General features: G+C 69.7%; 14 protein-coding genes. 6 read left to right on the top strand and 8 right to left on the bottom strand.

The genetic code is table 11. The features are described 5' to 3' along the window. The first annotated feature begins 121 nt into the window (after positions 1-121). On the top strand, positions 122-460 hold the full coding sequence (locus tag AB0I18_RS48115; RefSeq protein WP_363112190.1) for a MerR family transcriptional regulator: 339 nt from the start codon (positions 122-124) through the stop codon (positions 458-460). 109 nt (positions 461-569) lie between these two features. Here the strand turns inward: AB0I18_RS48115 and AB0I18_RS48110 are convergent, their stop codons facing one another. Continuing rightward, the gene (locus AB0I18_RS48110) at positions 570-1,028 is read right to left on the bottom strand and encodes an SRPBCC family protein (RefSeq protein WP_363112189.1); all 459 of its coding nucleotides are present in this window, start codon (positions 1,026-1,028) and stop codon (positions 570-572) included. Positions 1,029-1,246: 218 nt separating this feature from the next. On the opposite strand from AB0I18_RS48110, the gene AB0I18_RS48105 reads away from it, so the two are divergent. After that, complete coding sequence (locus AB0I18_RS48105; RefSeq protein WP_363112191.1) at positions 1,247-2,452, top strand: MFS transporter; 1,206 nt, start codon at positions 1,247-1,249, stop codon at positions 2,450-2,452. 58 nt (positions 2,453-2,510) lie between these two features. Here AB0I18_RS48105 and AB0I18_RS48100 read toward each other — a convergent pair whose 3' ends face one another. From AB0I18_RS48100 to AB0I18_RS48070, 7 genes are all read right to left on the bottom strand, one after another. Beyond that, positions 2,511-4,607: a PQQ-dependent sugar dehydrogenase gene (locus tag AB0I18_RS48100; protein ID WP_363112188.1), complete on the bottom strand. Its 2,097-nt coding sequence runs from the start codon at positions 4,605-4,607 to the stop codon at positions 2,511-2,513. Between the two features lie 21 nt (positions 4,608-4,628). After that, positions 4,629-5,597, bottom strand: coding sequence for a hypothetical protein (locus AB0I18_RS48095; RefSeq protein ID WP_363112187.1), 969 nt, complete (start codon positions 5,595-5,597; stop codon positions 4,629-4,631). A 70-nt stretch (positions 5,598-5,667) separates the two neighbouring features. Beyond that, entirely contained in the window at positions 5,668-6,474 is an 807-nt protein-coding gene (locus tag AB0I18_RS48090; protein WP_363112186.1) for an ABC transporter ATP-binding protein, read from the bottom strand. After that, complete coding sequence (locus tag AB0I18_RS48085) at positions 6,464-7,231, bottom strand: ABC transporter ATP-binding protein (protein WP_363112185.1); 768 nt, start codon at positions 7,229-7,231, stop codon at positions 6,464-6,466. Before AB0I18_RS48085 ends, AB0I18_RS48090 begins: the two co-directional genes overlap by 11 nt. Further along, positions 7,228-8,256: a branched-chain amino acid ABC transporter permease gene (locus tag AB0I18_RS48080; protein WP_363112184.1), complete on the bottom strand. Its 1,029-nt coding sequence runs from the start codon at positions 8,254-8,256 to the stop codon at positions 7,228-7,230. The genes AB0I18_RS48085 and AB0I18_RS48080 overlap by 4 nt, the downstream gene beginning before the upstream one ends. A 40-nt stretch (positions 8,257-8,296) precedes the next feature. Continuing rightward, entirely contained in the window at positions 8,297-9,196 is a 900-nt protein-coding gene (locus AB0I18_RS48075; RefSeq protein ID WP_363112183.1) for a branched-chain amino acid ABC transporter permease, read from the bottom strand. Positions 9,197-9,203: 7 nt separating this feature from the next. Then, complete coding sequence (locus AB0I18_RS48070) at positions 9,204-10,430, bottom strand: amino acid ABC transporter substrate-binding protein (protein ID WP_363112182.1); 1,227 nt, start codon at positions 10,428-10,430, stop codon at positions 9,204-9,206. Positions 10,431-10,576: 146 nt separating this feature from the next. On the opposite strand from AB0I18_RS48070, the gene AB0I18_RS48065 reads away from it, so the two are divergent. The 4 genes from AB0I18_RS48065 (at position 10,577) to AB0I18_RS48050 (ending at position 16,201) form a co-directional block, all read left to right on the top strand. Then, complete coding sequence (locus AB0I18_RS48065) at positions 10,577-11,677, top strand: LacI family DNA-binding transcriptional regulator (protein ID WP_363112181.1); 1,101 nt, start codon at positions 10,577-10,579, stop codon at positions 11,675-11,677. Positions 11,678-11,925: 248 nt separating this feature from the next. Further along, a complete protein-coding gene (locus tag AB0I18_RS48060) occupies positions 11,926-12,777 on the top strand; it encodes a methyltransferase domain-containing protein (protein WP_363112180.1) in 852 nt (283 codons plus the stop codon). Between the two features lie 220 nt (positions 12,778-12,997). Then, positions 12,998-14,038: a methyltransferase gene (locus AB0I18_RS48055; protein WP_363112179.1), complete on the top strand. Its 1,041-nt coding sequence runs from the start codon at positions 12,998-13,000 to the stop codon at positions 14,036-14,038. A gap of 354 nt (positions 14,039-14,392) precedes the next feature. Beyond that, positions 14,393-16,201 (top strand): fatty acyl-AMP ligase, encoded by a 1,809-nt coding sequence (locus tag AB0I18_RS48050; protein WP_363112178.1) that lies wholly within the window; start codon positions 14,393-14,395, stop codon positions 16,199-16,201. Positions 16,202-16,310 lie beyond the last annotated feature (109 nt).

Here is a 16,310-nt window from a genome sequence, read left to right as displayed (position 1 = left end):
GCGCGAACGACGGCACAAGGGTCACCAGGACACTGACCGGCCAGTACACGCGGGCACCAGGGCCCCCCGACGTGTTCACTCCCGCGTGTTCACCCCCGACGTGTTTCCCCAAGAGGTGTAAGTGACTGCAGATACCCCGCTCGACCGCCTGGATGACGACGACTACCCCGCCTACACCATGGGGCGGGCCGCCGAGATGCTCGGCACCACACCTGCCTTCCTGCGCGCGCTCGGCGAAGCACGCCTGATCACCCCGCTGCGCTCCGAAGGCGGACACCGCCGCTACTCCCGCTACCAGCTGCGCATCGCCACTCGCGCCCGCCAGCTCGTCGACGAGGGCACTCCGATCGAGGCCGCCTGCCGCATCGTGATCCTCGAAGACCAACTTGAGGAAGCCCGGCGCATCAACGACCAGTACCGCCGTGCCGCCGTGGACTCCCAGGGCAAGGCCGGCTCCTGAGACATCGGCCGGACGCACGCGTCGCGTCCTCCGTCCCCTCGGCTCGGACTGCGGAGGACGCGACGCGCCATGTGTGGAGGGAAGTGGATGGCGATGGAGGGAAGAGCGGTCAGCTGGGCTCGATGCGACCGCGCCAGGCACCGGATTCGCCGCCGCGGGTCTCGATGTACTCCTTGAAGCGCCGCATGTCACCCTTGACCCGCCGGTCGATCGTGCCCGTGACGTCGGCGGTCTTCTCCGCGACCCCGGTGGGTTCGACATCCATCACGAGTTCCACCCGTGTGTGCGTGTCGTCCAGGCGCTGGAAGCGGACCATCCCCTTCTGCCGGGTGTCGCCGCTGGTCGTACGCCAGGCGATCCGCTCGTCGGGAAACTGATCGATGATCTCGGTGTCGAACTCTCGCTGGATCCCACCGATCTTCGTGGTCCAGTGGTTGTGACGGTCATCGAGCTGCCTGACCTCCTCAACCCCCTCCATGAAGTGCGGGAACTCCTCGAACTGCGTCCACTGGTTGTAGGCGGTGCTGACGGGGACCTCGACGTCCACCGATTCCTTCACCGTGCTCATCAGCGCGCCTCCTTCCTCTCTGCTGAGTGCCGCGGGGCAGAGGTCCTGCCGTGCGGATCTCGTTGCGCCGCACCGGGTACCCGATGCTGACGGGGCCCATTCCCGGCATGGCGAGCACTTGCCCGGAGCCCTCACTTTCGTCCAAGCGTCCTTGATCTTTGTCCATGGCCAGGTCCGTCGCCACGGGTGACGGTGGGGTCATGGGCGAACGACGGCGGATGCCGAGTGGACTTGTCGCGCTGGCACTCGGCGGGTTCGGCATCGGGCTGACCGAGTTCCTGATCGCCGGGCTGCTGCCGCAGGTGGCGTCGAGTTTCGCGGTGTCCGAGGCGGCCGCCGGCCGGCTGATCTCCGGGTACGCGCTGAGTGTCGCCGTCGGCGCGATCGTGCTGACCGCGGCGACGGCGCGGCTGCCCCGTAAGGGGGTTCTGGTCGGCCTGGTGGCGTTGTTCGTCATCGGCAACCTGTTGTCCGCCGTCGCGCCGAGCTATCCGGTGATGCTGCTCGGCCGGATCGTCGCGGCGTTGTGCCACGGCTCGTTCTTCGGTATCGGCTCGCTGGTCGCGCGCAGTCTGGTCGCCCCGGAGAGGAAGTCCCGTGCGGTGGCGGTCATGTTCGCCGGGCTGACCGTCGCCAACGTGCTGGGTGTGCCGTTCGGTGCGCTGGTCGGTGAGCGCTGGGGCTGGCGGGCGGCCTTCTGGGCGGTCACCGCGATCGGCGTGCTCGCGCTGGCGGGAATCGCCGCCCTGGTCCCCGGCGGCGCGGGAGAGGTGCGGCCGCCGACGGTGACGGGCCGCGCGGACCCGATACCGCCCGGCGGCCTGCGAGACCAGTTCCGTGCGTTCCGGTCCCGTCAGGTCTGGCTGACGCTGACGGCCACCGCGCTCGGTTACGGCGGGATGTTCGGTGCGTTCAGCTATATCGCCTACACGTTCACCGAGGTCGGCGGCTTCTCCTCGGCGGATGTCGCCTGGCTGCTGATGGTGTACGGCGTCGGCCTGGTCGTCGGGAACGTGATCGGCGGGCGGGCGGCCGATCACGACCGTGACCGTGCCCTGCTCCTCGCCCTGCTCGGACTCACCGTCACCCTGACCGTGTTCGGTCTGCTGGCCGGCAGCGCCACCGCGTCGGTGATACTGGTGTTTCTGATGGGGGTGACCGGGTTCGCCAGTGTGCCCGGCATGATCACTCGCGTCACCGACTTCGCCCACGGGGCGGCACTGGCCGCAAGTGCCAACGTGTCCGCGTCCAACATCGGCAACGCTCTTGGCGCCTGGCTCGGAGGCCTGGCCATCACCGCGGGTCTCGGCTACACGGCGCCGCTATACGTCGGCGCCGGGCTCGTACTGATCTCCGTCGTCGTGATGGCCGTCGCCGCCCACCAAGCCAGGTCGCCCGCGCCCCAGCCCGACCACCGCACCTGAATCGACGAAGAGCGAACCGCGGCGCGCGAGCCGAAGTGTGCGGACCGCGGTGCTCGGGTCATTCGCCCACCGGCGCCCCCGTCACCTTCAGGCCGCGCAGCCGCCCGGTGTTGTCGAACGAACCGAAGCCGACCCGGCCGGCGGCCAGTGTCGTGTCGACGGCGGTCATCAAAGGACGCTTCGAGCCGTCGACGTAGACCGCGATCTCCCCGGTGCCGGGGCAGTGCACCACGCGCACGCTGTGCCAGGCCGTGTCCGTGATGGCCGGTGGGGCGCCGGTGGTGCCGTTCCACTGGTCCTCGACGCGGACGCGGTCGGCGTCGTTCACGACGAAGATCCCGTTGTGCGGGTAGATCGTGTTGTCCGTCGAGAGGTGGGCGTAGAGGAACTTCGTGTCGGACTGGTACCCGAACACGATGATCACGTCCCGGTTGGTGATCTCGACCGGGGTGTCGATGCGCACCTGGGCGTCGATCCGTACGGAACCGAAGGACGGGCCCGCCGTGAGCACCGCGTACTCGAACGGCCGCCGGGGACCGGGACGTTGGACCCCGGCCTCGGAGAGGATCACCTCACTGCCTGAGAACCGCCACTTGGCGGGGGTGACCGGGGCCCAGTTCCGCGCGCCCATGACATCGCCGACCCTGGCACCGTTCGTGTCGCAGGAGGCGAACTTCCGCGCCCCGGTGACCTTCCAGATCCTGCCGTTCGCCTTGGAGAGGAGATAGAGCTCGCCGTCGCCGTCGCGGCCGAACCGGAGGTCGACCCGGGCGTCACCGGCCAGGTCCCGCATCGTCACGCGCTCGCCGCTCTCGTCGTACAGCATGAGCTCGTACAGCCGGGCCAGTTCCGCGCTGCCCCGGCGCAGGTCCGACGCGTCGGCGAAGAGGAGGCGGCCGTCGACGAGGTCGCCGAAGACGTACTTGCCGCGCAGCTCGGGCACGTCATGGCCGCGGTAGACGAAGCCGCCGACGATGGCGCGTCCGACGTCCGAGGTGCAGTTCCAGCCGGCGGGCGGGTCGTGGTCGTAGGCGGCCAGGGGGTAGGTGTAGCCGTACTGTTCGTCGTCCTCGGGGAGCGGGAGGATGCGGGCGCAGGGGTCGGTGGCCGCCCGGTCGAAGACGAAGGGGCCCTCGCGTTCGCTCCAGCCGAGGTTGTCGCCCGCGCGCACCTCGTAGACCGACTCGATGGCGTGCTCGCCGATGTGACCGAGGTACATCCGGTGGCGCCCGCCCGGGTCCCAGCTGAAGCGGTGCGGGTCGCGCATGCCGTACGCGTAGATCTCGCCCAGCGCTCCGGGTGTGCCGGTGAAGGGGTTGGCCGCCGGGATCCCGTACTTGCCGTTGGCGCTGTCGGTGCCGCGCGGGTCGATGCGCAGGATCTTGCCGTGCGGCAGGGACAGGCTCTGCGGCTCGGTGTTCCTGGCGCCCCGGCCGCCGTCGCCGACGGCGAGGTAGAGCAGGCCGTGGTCCTTGTCGTGCGGGCGGGCGGTCGGGTTGAAGTCGATCTGCTGGATGCCGTGGATCGTGCCCGCGAATCCGATGCGGAGGATCTCGCGGCGGCTGCCGCCGAAGGTGCCGGCCGCGGGGTCGTCGGCGGTCCACTCGGTAACGACGCCGTGGTAGGCGGTGGTCGCCGCCTGCCGCATGTCGGGCTGGGCGGTGGTGTCGGAGGCGCGCTCGGTGTGGACGGTGTAGAACCGGCCGTTCCGCTTGAAGGCGGGGTCGAAGGTGACGAAACCGAAGCCCTGGCCGAGGCCGCTGCTGGCGAAGAACGCGGGGGCGAAGGTGGCGGAGATGTCGAGATAGACCTGCGGTGTGCCGCCGTCCTCGACCAGGTAGAGCTTGCCGTTGAGGTCGGGGACCGCCATCCGGCCCGACCCGTCCGGGAGTTCGCTCAGGTAGTTGATGCGGGCGTGGCGGACCAGACGAGGATCCGTGACCGGTCCGGGCGTCGGCTCGGTCTTCGGGAAGGCGGCGTACTCCTCGACGGTCAGCCCGATGCCGGAGGCCGCGGGCCGCTCGGGGATGGGGTCGGTGATGGGCTCCGCCGCCCGCGCGGTGGCGGCGGGTAACGCGACCAGGGTGGACAGCACCAGGGCGAGCAGGGTGAGCAGCAGGAGCGGTCTGTGTCGGCGGTCGGCGGGTCTCGGCATTGTGGTGTCACTCCTTTGTGGTCACCGGTCGGTCAGTCGGTACTGCGCACGTATCAGGTCGCCGTCCACGGCGCGGTTCAGGAACATCAGGCTGTCCATGCGGCAGTCGCAGGGGTTCGCCTCCCTGGTGTTCTGCGGGAAGCTGCCGCCGATCTTGATGCCTCGGGGGTCGGTGGGGGAGGTGCGGTGCGGGCCGGGGCCCGAGAGGTCCCAGGGGTCGCCGGGCAGTGCGTAGAAGCCGTCCAGGCGCTCGCCGTTGCGGTACAGCGCCATGGTTCCGGTGGTGAAGTCGAAGGTCGCGGCGAGGAAGACCCACTCGCCGGGCGGCAGCAGGGTCCGCCAGTCCGCGGCGGCGGCGAAGGTCTGCGAACTCGCACCGTCGACGCGCCGTCCGAGGGCGACAAGACGCAGTTCGCCGTTGACCTGGATCAGCTCCAGCAGGGCGCGGACCGCGTGCCCGTCGGAGTCGCCGGAGAGGACCCCGGCCAGACCGATGGCGTTGTACAGGTCGTCCGGGTTCGCCGTGTTGCTGTTGGGGCTCGGGTTCTGGCCGGTCATCTTGAACCACCCCATGACGGTGGTCCCCTTGACCGCGTTGAAGGCGTTGAGGGTCGGGACGCCGGAGGCGGCGTACACGCCCGCCTTCCAGTCGTCGTCGCCCGCCGCGTCCGGGGTGATCTGCCGTACCTGGAGCGAGGCCCGGCTGCCGTGGTGTGCGCCGTCCGCCGTGCGCATCCGTGCGCCGCCGTTGACGAGGTCGATGTCGGTGCCGGAGAAGCCCAGGTCGCGTTCCCGCGTGCGGTTGCCGGGGACGGGATGCTCGAAGTCGTAGTGGGCGGCGAGGTGGGGTCTGAGTCCGGGGTGCACGGCGGGTGGCGGAGGCCGGCCGTCGTCATGTGCCCCGGCCGGTGCCGCCGCCAGAGCCGTGAGGGCTGTCAGGAGAGCGGCAAGGGCCGCTCCCGCATACCGTCGTCGTCTGCGCTTGGCCATGTCGCTCGCTCCTTTGCGAGGCAGTTGCGAGAGCGCTCAGCACCTTGCTTGTCCGCGTGTCCTGCCCGCGTCACCGCTTGGGTGCGGCCGGCGGCTGCGCGGGCCGGCCTCCCAGGTAGAGCTCGCCGAGTTGCGGGTCGGCCAGCAACTCCCGTGCGGGGCCGGACATATGGACCCGTCCGAGGTCGAGTACGCAGCCGATGTCGGCGGTCTCCAGGGCGCGGCGGGCGTTCTGCTCGACGAGCAGTACGGCCGTGCCCGCCTCCCGCATCCGGACGATCTGCTCGAAGACGATGCCCGTCGTCTTCGGGTCGAGCCCCATGGACGGCTCGTCGAGCAGCACCACCCTGGGCCTGACCATCAGCGAGCGGGCGAACTCCACCTGCTTCTGCTGGCCGCCGGAGAGCAGTCCGGCCAGGCTTGTCCAGCGCTCGGCGACGAGCGGGAAGAGATCGCGTACGAAGTCGACCCGCTCGGCGACGACCGCCTTGTCCTTGATCGTGTAGCCGCCGAGCAGCACGTTCTCGGCGACCGTCATCTCCCGGAAGACACTGTGTCCCTGGAGGACATGGGCGACTCCGGCGGCGAGCAGCTGCTGCGGTCCGCGGCCGGTGACGTCCTCGCCGTCGACCAGGACCCGGCCGGAGCGCGGCGCGAGCAGCCCGCTGGCGACCTTCAGCACGGTGGACTTGCCCGCGCCGTTCGGGCCGACCAGGCAGACCACGGAACCGGGCGGGACCCGGACCGTCAGGCCGCGCAGCACCAGGGCCGCCCGTCCGTACCCGGCGCGGATGTCGTCGAGTTCGAGAAGGAAGCCGGAATCGGACGAGGAGTCGGAACCGGCGGAGAAGGCAGAGGAGACAGAGTCAGACGCCAAGGTATGCCCCGAGGACTCGTTCGTCGGACTGGATCACCGAGGGCGGGCCTTCGGCGATCGGCCGGCCGCGGTCGAACACGACGATGTGGTCGCTGAGGCTCATCACCAGGTCCATGTTGTGCTCGACGATCAGGAAGGTCCTCCCCTCGGCGTTGAGTTCGCGCACCAGATCACAGATGCGGTCGATCAGTGCGGGGTTCACCCCGCCGGCCGGTTCGTCCAGCAGGATCAGCTCGGGGTCGCTCATCAGCACCCCGGCCAGTTCGAGGAGCTTCTGCTGCCCCCAGGAGAGGTTGCGTGCCTCCGCGTTCTCCAGATGCTCGATGCCCATACGGGCCAGCCAGCCCCGGGCGCGCTCCGTCTCCTCGCGGCGGCGGGCGCGCGCGAGCTGGGCGGCGAGGTTCGCGGGGCGTACGGCGACGAGCAGGTTGTCCAGCACCGTCATCCGCGGGAAGACCCGGCAGAGCTGGAAGGAGCGCCCGATGCCGGCCCGGGCGATCCGGTGCGACGGCTTGGCCGTGATGTCCCGGCCGCGGTACGTCGTGCGGCCCGCGTCAGGGCGGATCATGCCGGTGACGCAGTTGAAGAACGTGGTCTTGCCGGAGCCGTTCGGTCCGATCAGGGCGTTGACCTTGCCGTGCCGGAACGACACGGTGGCGGCGTCCAGGGCGGTGACTCCGCCGAAGGCCTTGGTGAGCCCGACGGTCGCGAGCCCCGGCTCACTCTCCTCCGCGCCCACTGCCTCTTCCGAGCTCACTGTCTGACCTCCCTTTTCGGGTCCCGCGAGTCCGGCGTGGGATCCGCCTCGCGCTCCTCGCGCAGTTCGGCGGCGGTGACCTCGCGAATGGAGGTCTCGCCGGTCTTGAAGACGCGGGCGAGAAGGCCGGTGGCGGCCGGGATGACGCCGTCCGGCATGAACATCACGACGACGCCGAGCAGGAGTCCGGCGAAGACCAGGTGCAGCGGGGTGTCCCCGTACTCCAGCTTGGAGTACTCGAGGCCGTACCCGACGATCAGGGCGCCGAGCAGTGGCCCGTACAGATGGCGTACGCCACCGAGGAGCGCCATCAGGACCATGTACGCCCCGCTCAGGATCGAGAACTGGAACACCGGGTCGAGGTCGCCGAACCACAGCCCGTAGAGCCCGCCGGCCAGCGCGGTGAAGGTCGCGGAGACCACGAAGACGACGAGCTTGTACGTGTAGGTGGGGGTGCCGAGGGACTGGGCCTTGTCCTCGTCCTCGCGGATCGCCTTCAGCCCCATGCCGAACCGGGACCGGTCGATGATCCACCAGGTCCCCAGCGCGAGCGCGAGCAGCCCGAGGAACAGGAAGTAGAAGACCTCGTGGTGCTCGGAGCGGAGCATGCCCGGGAACGGCCGTGGTACGACCAGGCCGCGGGAGCCGCCGGTGAACGAGGACCAGCTCTGGAAGACCAGCAGCAGGATCAGTACGAGGGCGATCGAGACGATGACGAAGGACGCGCCGCGCACCCGCAGAGCGGCGTATCCGACCGGCACGGCGAGCACCGCCACCAGGGCCGCGGCGGTGAACAGCGCGAGGAAGGAGGGCAGTTCGGCCTTGGTGACGAGCAGTCCGGTTCCGTAGGCGCCGAGTCCGGCGAAGGCGCCGTGGCCGAGGGAGATGTAGCCGGTGAAGCCGCCGACGAAGTTCCACGAGGTGGACAGCACCGCGTAGTTGAGGATGGCGATGCCCACGGTCAGCTCGTACGGGCTCGGGGCCATGGACGGGAAGGACAGCGCGACGGCGACCGCGGCCGCCATGGCCCCGAGCTGAAGGGCCGGGCGCCACGGGCTTCGGCGGTCAGAATCTCTGGGCAAGCCGACCCCCGAAGAATCCCTGCGGCCGGACGGCCAAGGTGGCGAAGAGCGCTACGTAGAACACCGTCTGCGCCCAGGTCGTGCTGAGTTCCAGCTGCAGCAGGCTCTGCATCAGGCCGAGGGTCATGGCGGCGATCGCCGCGCCGGGCACGCTGCCGAGGCCGCCGACGACGATGATCGCCATCAGCGGGCCGATCCAGTGCCAGTGCAGCGACGGGTAGATGGTCGTGTCGAGCGAGAGTGCCGTGCCGCCGACGGCCGCGGTGGCGAGGCCGAGTCCGAAGCCGTACCCGGCGATCCGGTCGGTGTCGATCCCCAGGAGCCGGGCGGCGTCCCGGTGCTGGATCGTGGCCCGCAGCCCCTGCCCGAACCGGCTGTGCTTCATCAGCAGATACAGGCCGAGCAGCGCGGCCGCCGCCAGACCGAACGCGATGAACTTGACCACCGCGATCCGGGCGCCGAAGAACTCCAGGCTCGCGGAGCTGTAGCCGAGCCGGATACGGCGCTGGGTGCCGGAGAAGGCGTACCCGAGGAGTCCCTCGATGACGAGGGCGACGGAGAAGGTCAGCAGTACCGACATCATGGTGAGCGTCGCCGGGCGCAGCCGGGTGAGGAGCAGCCGCTGCATGGCCACACCCGCGACGAAGAACAGCGGGACGGTGACGAGGAGGGTGAGGAGCGGGTCGACGCCGGTCTCCCGGTGGGCGTACCAGGCGAGATACGCGGCGAGGATCAGGAATGCGGAGTGGGCGATCATCACCACGCGCATGACGCCGAAGTAGAGGGTCAGGCCGGCCGCCAGGAGGGCGTAGAGCCCTCCCAGCAGCACGCCGAGGACGATGCTCTGGAAGACGAGGCTCGCGGACGGCAGGGCCAGCAGCATGCGGGCATCACCACTTCGGCTTGGGGTGGACCAGGTCTGCTTCCTTCTGTTCCGCCGGCAGCACGATCTGGATCTCGCCGTCGATCCACTGCTGGATCATGTGGGCGCTCTGCGGACGGCCCTTGTCGTCCCACTTCAGCGGACCGACGACGGTGTCCACCTCGTTCTCACGCAGCCAGTCGACGAGTTTTTGCTGGCACTCCTCGTCCTGGGAGGCGCACTCGGCGGCCTCGACGGCCGCGGCGACGACCTGTCCGGTGGTGTAGGCGTTCGCCTGGTCCTCCTCCGGGGCGTTGCCGAACTGCTCGGTGTACTCCTTCACGAACTCCTTGTTGCTCGGGTAGTCCGCCTGCTGGGTGTATCCGGTGGGCGCGAGGATGCCCTCCGTCTTGTTGCCGATGGCCTTGGCGAACTCCGGTTCCGTGGGAGCGGTGGAGAAGGCGGCCATCTTCGGCTGGTAGTTGAGCTGCTGGAGGGCGACGATCAGGTTCACGCCGTCCTGGTACTGCGAGCCGCCGACCACCATGTCGGCCTTGGAGGAGGCGATCTTCGCGGCGATGGAGCCGAAGTCGGTGGTGTTGGGCGGGTAGACCTCGTCGACGACGGTCCTGATGCCGGCCTTCTCCAGCTTCTCCTTGAGTCCGTACGCCGTTCCCTGGGCGAAGGGGTCGTCCATCGCTGCGTACGCCACGGTCTTGGGACGCTCGGCCGCCGGCAGGGCCAGGATGTGGTCGGCGAGGTGGTTGTAGTGGTCGTTTGCGACGGCCGGGGCCGCGTAGAAGAGGTTCTTGAAGCCCTGCTTGAAGACTTCCGGGGCGGCGCCGGCCGGCTCGACGAAGAGCAGGCCGTACTCCTCCGCCACCCGGGCCGCGGGCACCACGAGCCGGGTGGAGAACGGGCCGAAGACCAGGTCGACCTGGTCCCTGCCGATCAGCTGCTCGTAGTCGGAGACCACCCGGTCGGCGCTGGACTGGTCGTCGAGGATCTTCAACTCCACCTTGCGGCCGAGCAGTCCGCCCTTGTCGTTGACGATCTTCGCCCATGCCTTGTAACCGCGCTCCACGCCCTTGCCGGGCTCCGAGAAGTCCCCGGTGAGCGGGAGCGAGACGCCGATGGTGATGGGATCGTCGGGTGAGTCCTCCGAGCCGCCGCCCGATCCGCAGCCACTGGCCGCGAGTGCCGTGGCGGACGCGAGGGCGGCAACTCTCCATGACAGGCGCTTGGTTGTGCTCATCGCTGGACTCCCCTTGTCCGCAGGCACTGTCCGCCGTTCGAAAGCGCTTTCGCGAGCGCTTGCGTACCATGTAATCCACGTCACATCAGTTGGACAACCGTCGTGCAAGGACCAGTTCGGAAGGCCCTGTTCAGAGGCGGTGACGGATGCCGAGACCCCGATCGCGACTGCGGCTCGCCGATGTGGCCGAGCGTGCGGGCGTATCACTGACCACCGCCTCCCGGGCGCTCGCGGGACGGGACGGGGTGCGCGAGGAGGTCGCCGCGCGGGTGCGCCGCATCTCGCAGGAGCTCGGCTATGTCGCCAATCCGCATGCGCGCACCCTGGCGGGCGGGACCGCGTCCACGGTGGGGCTGGTCGTCCATCAGATCGACGACCCGTACTTCTCGGAGATCGCGGGCGGTGTCGTACAGGCGGCGGACGAACGGAATCTGATCGTCCAGATCTGTCAGTCCGGCCGGAATCCGCAGAACGAGGCGCGGCAGATCCGTCATCTGATCGCCCAGCGCGTGGGCGTCATCATCATCGCGGGCTCCGGATATGTCGACCCGCGTATGGAGGCCGAGTCCAAGGCCGAACTGTCCGCCTTCCAGGACACCGGCGGCCGGCTCACCGTGATCGGCCGGCACTTCCTCGGCGCCGACGCGGTACGCCCCGACAACAAGGAGGGCGCCGAGACCGTCACTGGGCATCTGCTGTCGCTCGGGCACCGCCGCATCGCGGTGGCGGCCGGGGACGTGCGGCTGTCGACCGTCGCCGACCGGCTGGCGGGCGTGGCGGCCGCGGTGGACCGGGCGGGTCCGCCCTCGGACCCGGTCGTGCCTTCGCTCTCGGCATCGGCATCGGCATCGGCCTCGCTCTCTGCCTCATCCTCCTGTGAACTTCCGGTAGTACACGCCGAGTTCACCCGCGACGGCGGCCGTGAAGCCGCCGAGCGGATCCTGCGCGAGCACCCGGACACCACCGCGATCGTCGCCCTCAACGACGCCATGGCCATCGGCGTCCTGTCCGCTCTCCGCGCCCACGGCGTACCGGTCCCGCACCGGATGTCGGTCGCCGGGTTCGACGACGTGTCGTTCGCGGCGGACCTCGCCCCGGGCCTCACCACCGTCCGGCTGCCACTCGCCGAGATGGGACGGCAGGCTCTCGCGCTGGCACTCAGGCCACCTGCCTCCCGGCCCCGCCGGAAGCCCACGGGCCATGCGTTGGTGGTACGCGACTCCACGGGCCCGGCGCCCACGGGGTGAGGCCGGCGACTCTTGGGTACTGGTTGAGCACTGTCTGGTCTGTCATTGATCAGAACCCGGACGCAGCATGGGAGACGAAGAGGCCGACCCGCTCGCTGTACGCGGCTCGGCATGTGTTCCGCCACGCTTTTTTACGGAAGTGCTGTGACAGTTCAGAACGACTGCGTCATCTTGACCTGCGGCTCCTGCGGCTCCTGCGGCTCCTGCGGCTCCTGCGGCTTTCACCCGGCCGTCCGGAGGTTCGGCACGTGAGCCACGGCAGCGGATGTGCGATACCCGGTCCTGACGATGGCTACGCTCTGGGTGCCACCGAGCAGGAGTACGAGCGTCTTCGTCGGCAGGCCCAGGTGTGGGCCGAAGCGACGGAAATGATCCTGCGCCGGGCGGGCGTCCCCAAGGGTGCGCGCTGTCTCGACATCGGATCGGGCCCCGGTGAGGTGATGCGTCAGTTCCGGCGGCTCGCGGGCCCCTCCGCGACGGTGACCGGGATGGACATCGACGGCGTACTCGGCCGCGAGTCGCTGCGACGGCTGCGGGACGAGGAGGGCGGAAGTTTCGAGTTCCGCGAACTCGACATCGAGGCGGCCGACCGGATACCGGGCGGCCCTTATGGCGTTGTGTTCACCCGGCTGGTCCTGCTGCACCTGCGGGACCCGGTCGCGGCGGTCCGCAAGATGTACGAGGCCGTGGCACCCGGTGGCCTGCTGGTCGTGCAGGACTACGACCTGCGGACCTGGGAGACGCTTCCGTCGTTCGAGGACGGCGACCTCCCTCGGGACGTCCTGATGGCCACCCTGCGGGCCGGTGGCAAGGAGCCGCTCATCGGCCCGAAGCTTCCGGAGATCTTCCGGGCGGCCGGGGTACCGGAACCTGCCGAGTGCCGGCAGTCGGGTGGCATGTCCTTCCGGAAGGACGGCGGCATGGAGATCGGACTGGGAGTGCTGCGCAGTACGCTGCCGGCCGCCTTGCGGCTCGGCGTCGTCACCCAGGAGCGGGCGCAACGGTTCTTCGCGACCATGGAAGAGCGCATGCGGAGTGACGAACTGCTGTACCAGGTGGCTCCCACGATGGTCGGAGCCTGGGTCCGCAAGCCGCGTTGAGTGCTCCGCGTTGAGTGCTCCACGGTGAGCGCTCCGCGGGAAGTGCCGTCGCGGCGGCGTCCTCGTCCGCGGGTCCGTCGTGGCGGGCCGTGCCCGTGTGGCGGAGTCGCACAACGTCACAGCCCCGCGCCCTTCTGGGGCGCTTTCCCCTGCTCTTTTCTGTTTCCACCGCCTCCGGCCCAGCCCGGACAACGAGAGGGTTCCGACTTTCATGACCGACATGACGCGTGGCACCGACAGCGCGCCGAGCGACCCCGCAGCGGACGCCGCCGCTGTTTTCGAGATGCTCAGCGGCGGCGTCGTTGTCCAGACTCTGCATGCGGTGGCCGCACTGCACATAGCCGATCACCTCGCCGACGGTGCCGTCACGGCCGAGGAGGTGGCCGAGCGCGAGGGCAGTGATCCGCGGACCACCTACCGTCTGATGCGCGCGGCCGCCGCGTTGGGCGTGCTGAGTCACGAGGGGGACCATCGATTCGGTCTCACCGGGCGCGGCCAGGTGCTGCGCGCGGATGCGCCGGGTTCCCTGCGCTCTTTCATACTGGTCCAGGCCGGACACGCGCACTGGCAGTCCCTGGCGCACTTCCCCGAGGCGGTGCGGCAGGGCGGCACCCAGACGAAGAAGGCGCTGGGAGCGGACATCTTCGACTATTTCGCGCTGCCCGAGAACGCCGAAGAAGCAGCGCTCTTCGCCCAGTCGATGGGAGACCTGTCCGGTCTGGTGACGAAGGGCGCCGCCGCCGCGGTCGACACCGCCGGGGTGTCCACCGTGGTCGACGTCGGTGGCGCGAACGGTGATTTCGTCCTGGCGTTGATGGAGGCGAACCCCCAACTGCTCGGGCAGGTCCTCGACTTGCCCCACGTCGTCAACGGCGCACGCCAAGAGGCCGAGAAGCGCGGCCTGTCCGACCGTTTCTCCGCGGTGGGCGGTGACTTCTTCACCGAGGTCCCCGCTGCGGACCTCTACCTTCTGAAGACGATCCTGCACGACTGGGACGACACCCAATGCACGGCCATCCTGAGCAACTGCCGGTCCGCGGTGAACGAGGGAGGGCGTGCGCTGGTCGTGGAGATGGTCATCGGCGAGATCGGCAAGCCCGACTTCGTCACCCGGGCGGACATGGCCATGCTCTCCATCACGAACGGCATGGAACGCGACCTGTACGAATACGACGCCCTCTTCACGGACTCGGGATGGCGCCTCGCCAAGACCTACCCGGTGGGCGGCGGTTACTACGGACTGGAGTTGGTCGCCGTCTGACAACTCTGTGACGTGACGTGACGTGACGTCGGCCGCGCGGCCGACGGCGGGGAGGCCTGGGCGAGCGGCACCTTTCCGCTATAGGTTGTCAGATGTCCAACTCCGGTTGGATACCCAGGGTTTACATCGGTTCGGCCCGCCGGACCGATGGGACTTGTTAGGGTGCTACGCGTTGGTAGCAAGCTGAACGGGGGGCACGGGGAGTCGGCGGAGTCATGACCGCGACTCGTCGGGCGTGTGGTCGAGAGACGGACGGTCTGGCAAGGGGGCCAGGGCGGCCACGGCTTCTGCGTGCACGTACGACGCAGCCCTCGAACTCCAGTTTCCTCGACCACTTTTGCGGAGACTCGTCACATGGCTCGTTCCCTGGTCGACATACTGACCTCGCACGCCTCGAATCAGCCCGACCGCACCGCTTACCGCTACCTCGTCACGGGGGACAGCGGCGGAGAGATCCAGGACATCTCGTACGGGCGTCTGGCCGCTCGGTCCCGGGCCGTCGCCGCCTGGCTGCAGGAGCGCGGCCTGGCCGGTTCCCGCGCCATGCTGCTGTATCCGCCCGGCCTCGAGTTCATCTGCGCCTACCTGGGCAGTCTCTCGGCCGGGGTCGTCGCCGTGCCGGGTGTTCCGCCGCGGGGGCGGTCGCAGAATCACCGTGCCCTGACCCGGATGAGGCGCCTGATGGCCGACGCGGACGCCCAGGTGATCCTGGGCGGCCGCGAGGTGATCGCCGCTCTGGGCACCATGGCGGAACACCTGCCCGAACTGGCCGAGATCACCTGCGTCGCCACCGAGGACATCCCCGACGAGGCGGCCGGCTCCTGGCGCGAACCCGATCTCACCGCCGACTCGGTCGCCTTCCTCCAGTACACCTCCGGCTCCACCTCCGCCCCGCGCGGCGTGATGGTGACCCACGGCAACCTGCTGGACAACGAGCGGGTCATCACGGAGCGGATGGGCCACACCCCGGACATGATCGCGGAGTACGACCACGAACTGTTCGTCAGTTGGTTACCCGTCTACCACGACATGGGCCTCATCGGACCGGTCCTGAACACGGTCTACCTCGGCGCGACCACCACGCTCCTCTCGCCGCTGCACTTCCTGCAGCAGCCCGGGCGCTGGTTGAACGCCGTCAGCCGCTTCCGCCCGCACACCAGCGGCGCCCCCAACTTCGCGTACGAACTGTGCCTGAAGCACGCCACGCCCGACCTGCTCGACGGCCTCGACCTGAGCCGGTGGAAGGTCGCCTTCAACGGCGCCGAACCGGTGCGGGCGGCCACGCTGCGGCGGTTCACCGAGACCTTCGGCGCCGTCGGCTTCCGCCGCGAGGCCCTTTACCCGTGCTACGGCCTGGCCGAGGGCACGCTGATGGTCACCGGCGCCACGGTGGGGGTTCCGCCCACTCTCATCGAGGCCACCGAGACCGGGCCGCACGCCGGTGCGGAGGACGCGGCGGCCGTCAGCTCCGGCCGGCCCGGCGCCGGCACCACCGTGGTGATCGCCGACCCCGAGCGGCAGGAAGAACTGCCCGACGGCGAGGTCGGCGAGATCTGGGTGGGCGGCGCGAGCGTCGCCAAGGGCTACTGGCGCAACGCCCTCGCCACCCGCGAGACCTTCCGGGCCACGCTGAAGGATGCCAACGGGGCCAATGGGGTCAATGAGGCCAATGGGCAGGACTCCGGTCGCAAGGACCGTACGGGCCGTTTTCTGCGGACCGGCGACCTCGGATTCCTGCGTGACGGCGAACTGTTCGTCACCGGACGCCTCAAGGACCTGATCGTCATCGACGGACGCAACCACTACCCGCAGGACCTGGAGCTGTCCGCCGAGATGTCCCACTGGTCGCTGCGGCCCGGCTGCACCGCCGCGTTCTCGGTCGACGGCGGCGGTGTGGCGGGCGGACCGCAGGACGACGTGGCGGGCGAGCAGCCCGTGATCGTCGCCGAGTCGGCCCCGGAGGCGGCGGGCGAGGCCGAGAAGGTCATCGACCTGATCCGCAGCGCGATCGGCGAGGCCCACGGCCTGTCGGTGCGCGACGTCGTGCTGGTCCACCCCGGAACCATCCCCAAGACGTCCAGCGGGAAGATCCAGCGCCGCGCCTCCCGGGAGGCGTACCTGGCCGGCACCCTCGCCGTGGTCGGCGCCCCCGCCACGAGCTGACCCCGCCCGTCGCCGACGCGCCCCCCGCCCGGGGGGGGCGCCACCCCCGCGGTCGCCGAATGGTTACCCGCCGCCCCCCCCCCCACGTGCAAACGCGGGCCGATCGGAG

This window comes from Streptomyces sp. NPDC050704 (assembly GCF_040654355.1).
Taxonomy (GTDB): Bacteria; Actinomycetota; Actinomycetes; order Streptomycetales; family Streptomycetaceae; genus Streptomyces.
Note: the sequence above shows the minus strand (reverse complement) of the source record. Positions and strands in the feature narration are given on the sequence as shown.

What these genes read in the sequence shown, in the direction of transcription:
- AB0I18_RS48095 (WP_363112187.1), bottom strand. Translation starts at nt 5,597, where the DNA reads ATGGCCAAGCGCAGACGACGACGGTATGCGGGAGCGGCCCTTGCCGCT.
- AB0I18_RS48075 (WP_363112183.1), bottom strand. Translation starts at nt 9,196, where the DNA reads ATGCTGCTGGCCCTGCCGTCCGCGAGCCTCGTCTTCCAGAGCATCGTC.
- AB0I18_RS48070 (WP_363112182.1), bottom strand. Translation starts at nt 10,430, where the DNA reads ATGAGCACAACCAAGCGCCTGTCATGGAGAGTTGCCGCCCTCGCGTCC.
- AB0I18_RS48100 (WP_363112188.1), bottom strand. Translation starts at nt 4,607, where the DNA reads ATGCCGAGACCCGCCGACCGCCGACACAGACCGCTCCTGCTGCTCACC.
- AB0I18_RS48055 (WP_363112179.1), top strand. Translation starts at nt 12,998, where the DNA reads ATGACGCGTGGCACCGACAGCGCGCCGAGCGACCCCGCAGCGGACGCC.
- AB0I18_RS48065 (WP_363112181.1), top strand. Translation starts at nt 10,577, where the DNA reads ATGCCGAGACCCCGATCGCGACTGCGGCTCGCCGATGTGGCCGAGCGT.
- AB0I18_RS48050 (WP_363112178.1), top strand. Translation starts at nt 14,393, where the DNA reads ATGGCTCGTTCCCTGGTCGACATACTGACCTCGCACGCCTCGAATCAG.
- AB0I18_RS48080 (WP_363112184.1), bottom strand. Translation starts at nt 8,256, where the DNA reads ATGGCGGCCGCGGTCGCCGTCGCGCTGTCCTTCCCGTCCATGGCCCCG.
- AB0I18_RS48110 (WP_363112189.1), bottom strand. Translation starts at nt 1,028, where the DNA reads ATGAGCACGGTGAAGGAATCGGTGGACGTCGAGGTCCCCGTCAGCACC.
- AB0I18_RS48105 (WP_363112191.1), top strand. Translation starts at nt 1,247, where the DNA reads ATGCCGAGTGGACTTGTCGCGCTGGCACTCGGCGGGTTCGGCATCGGG.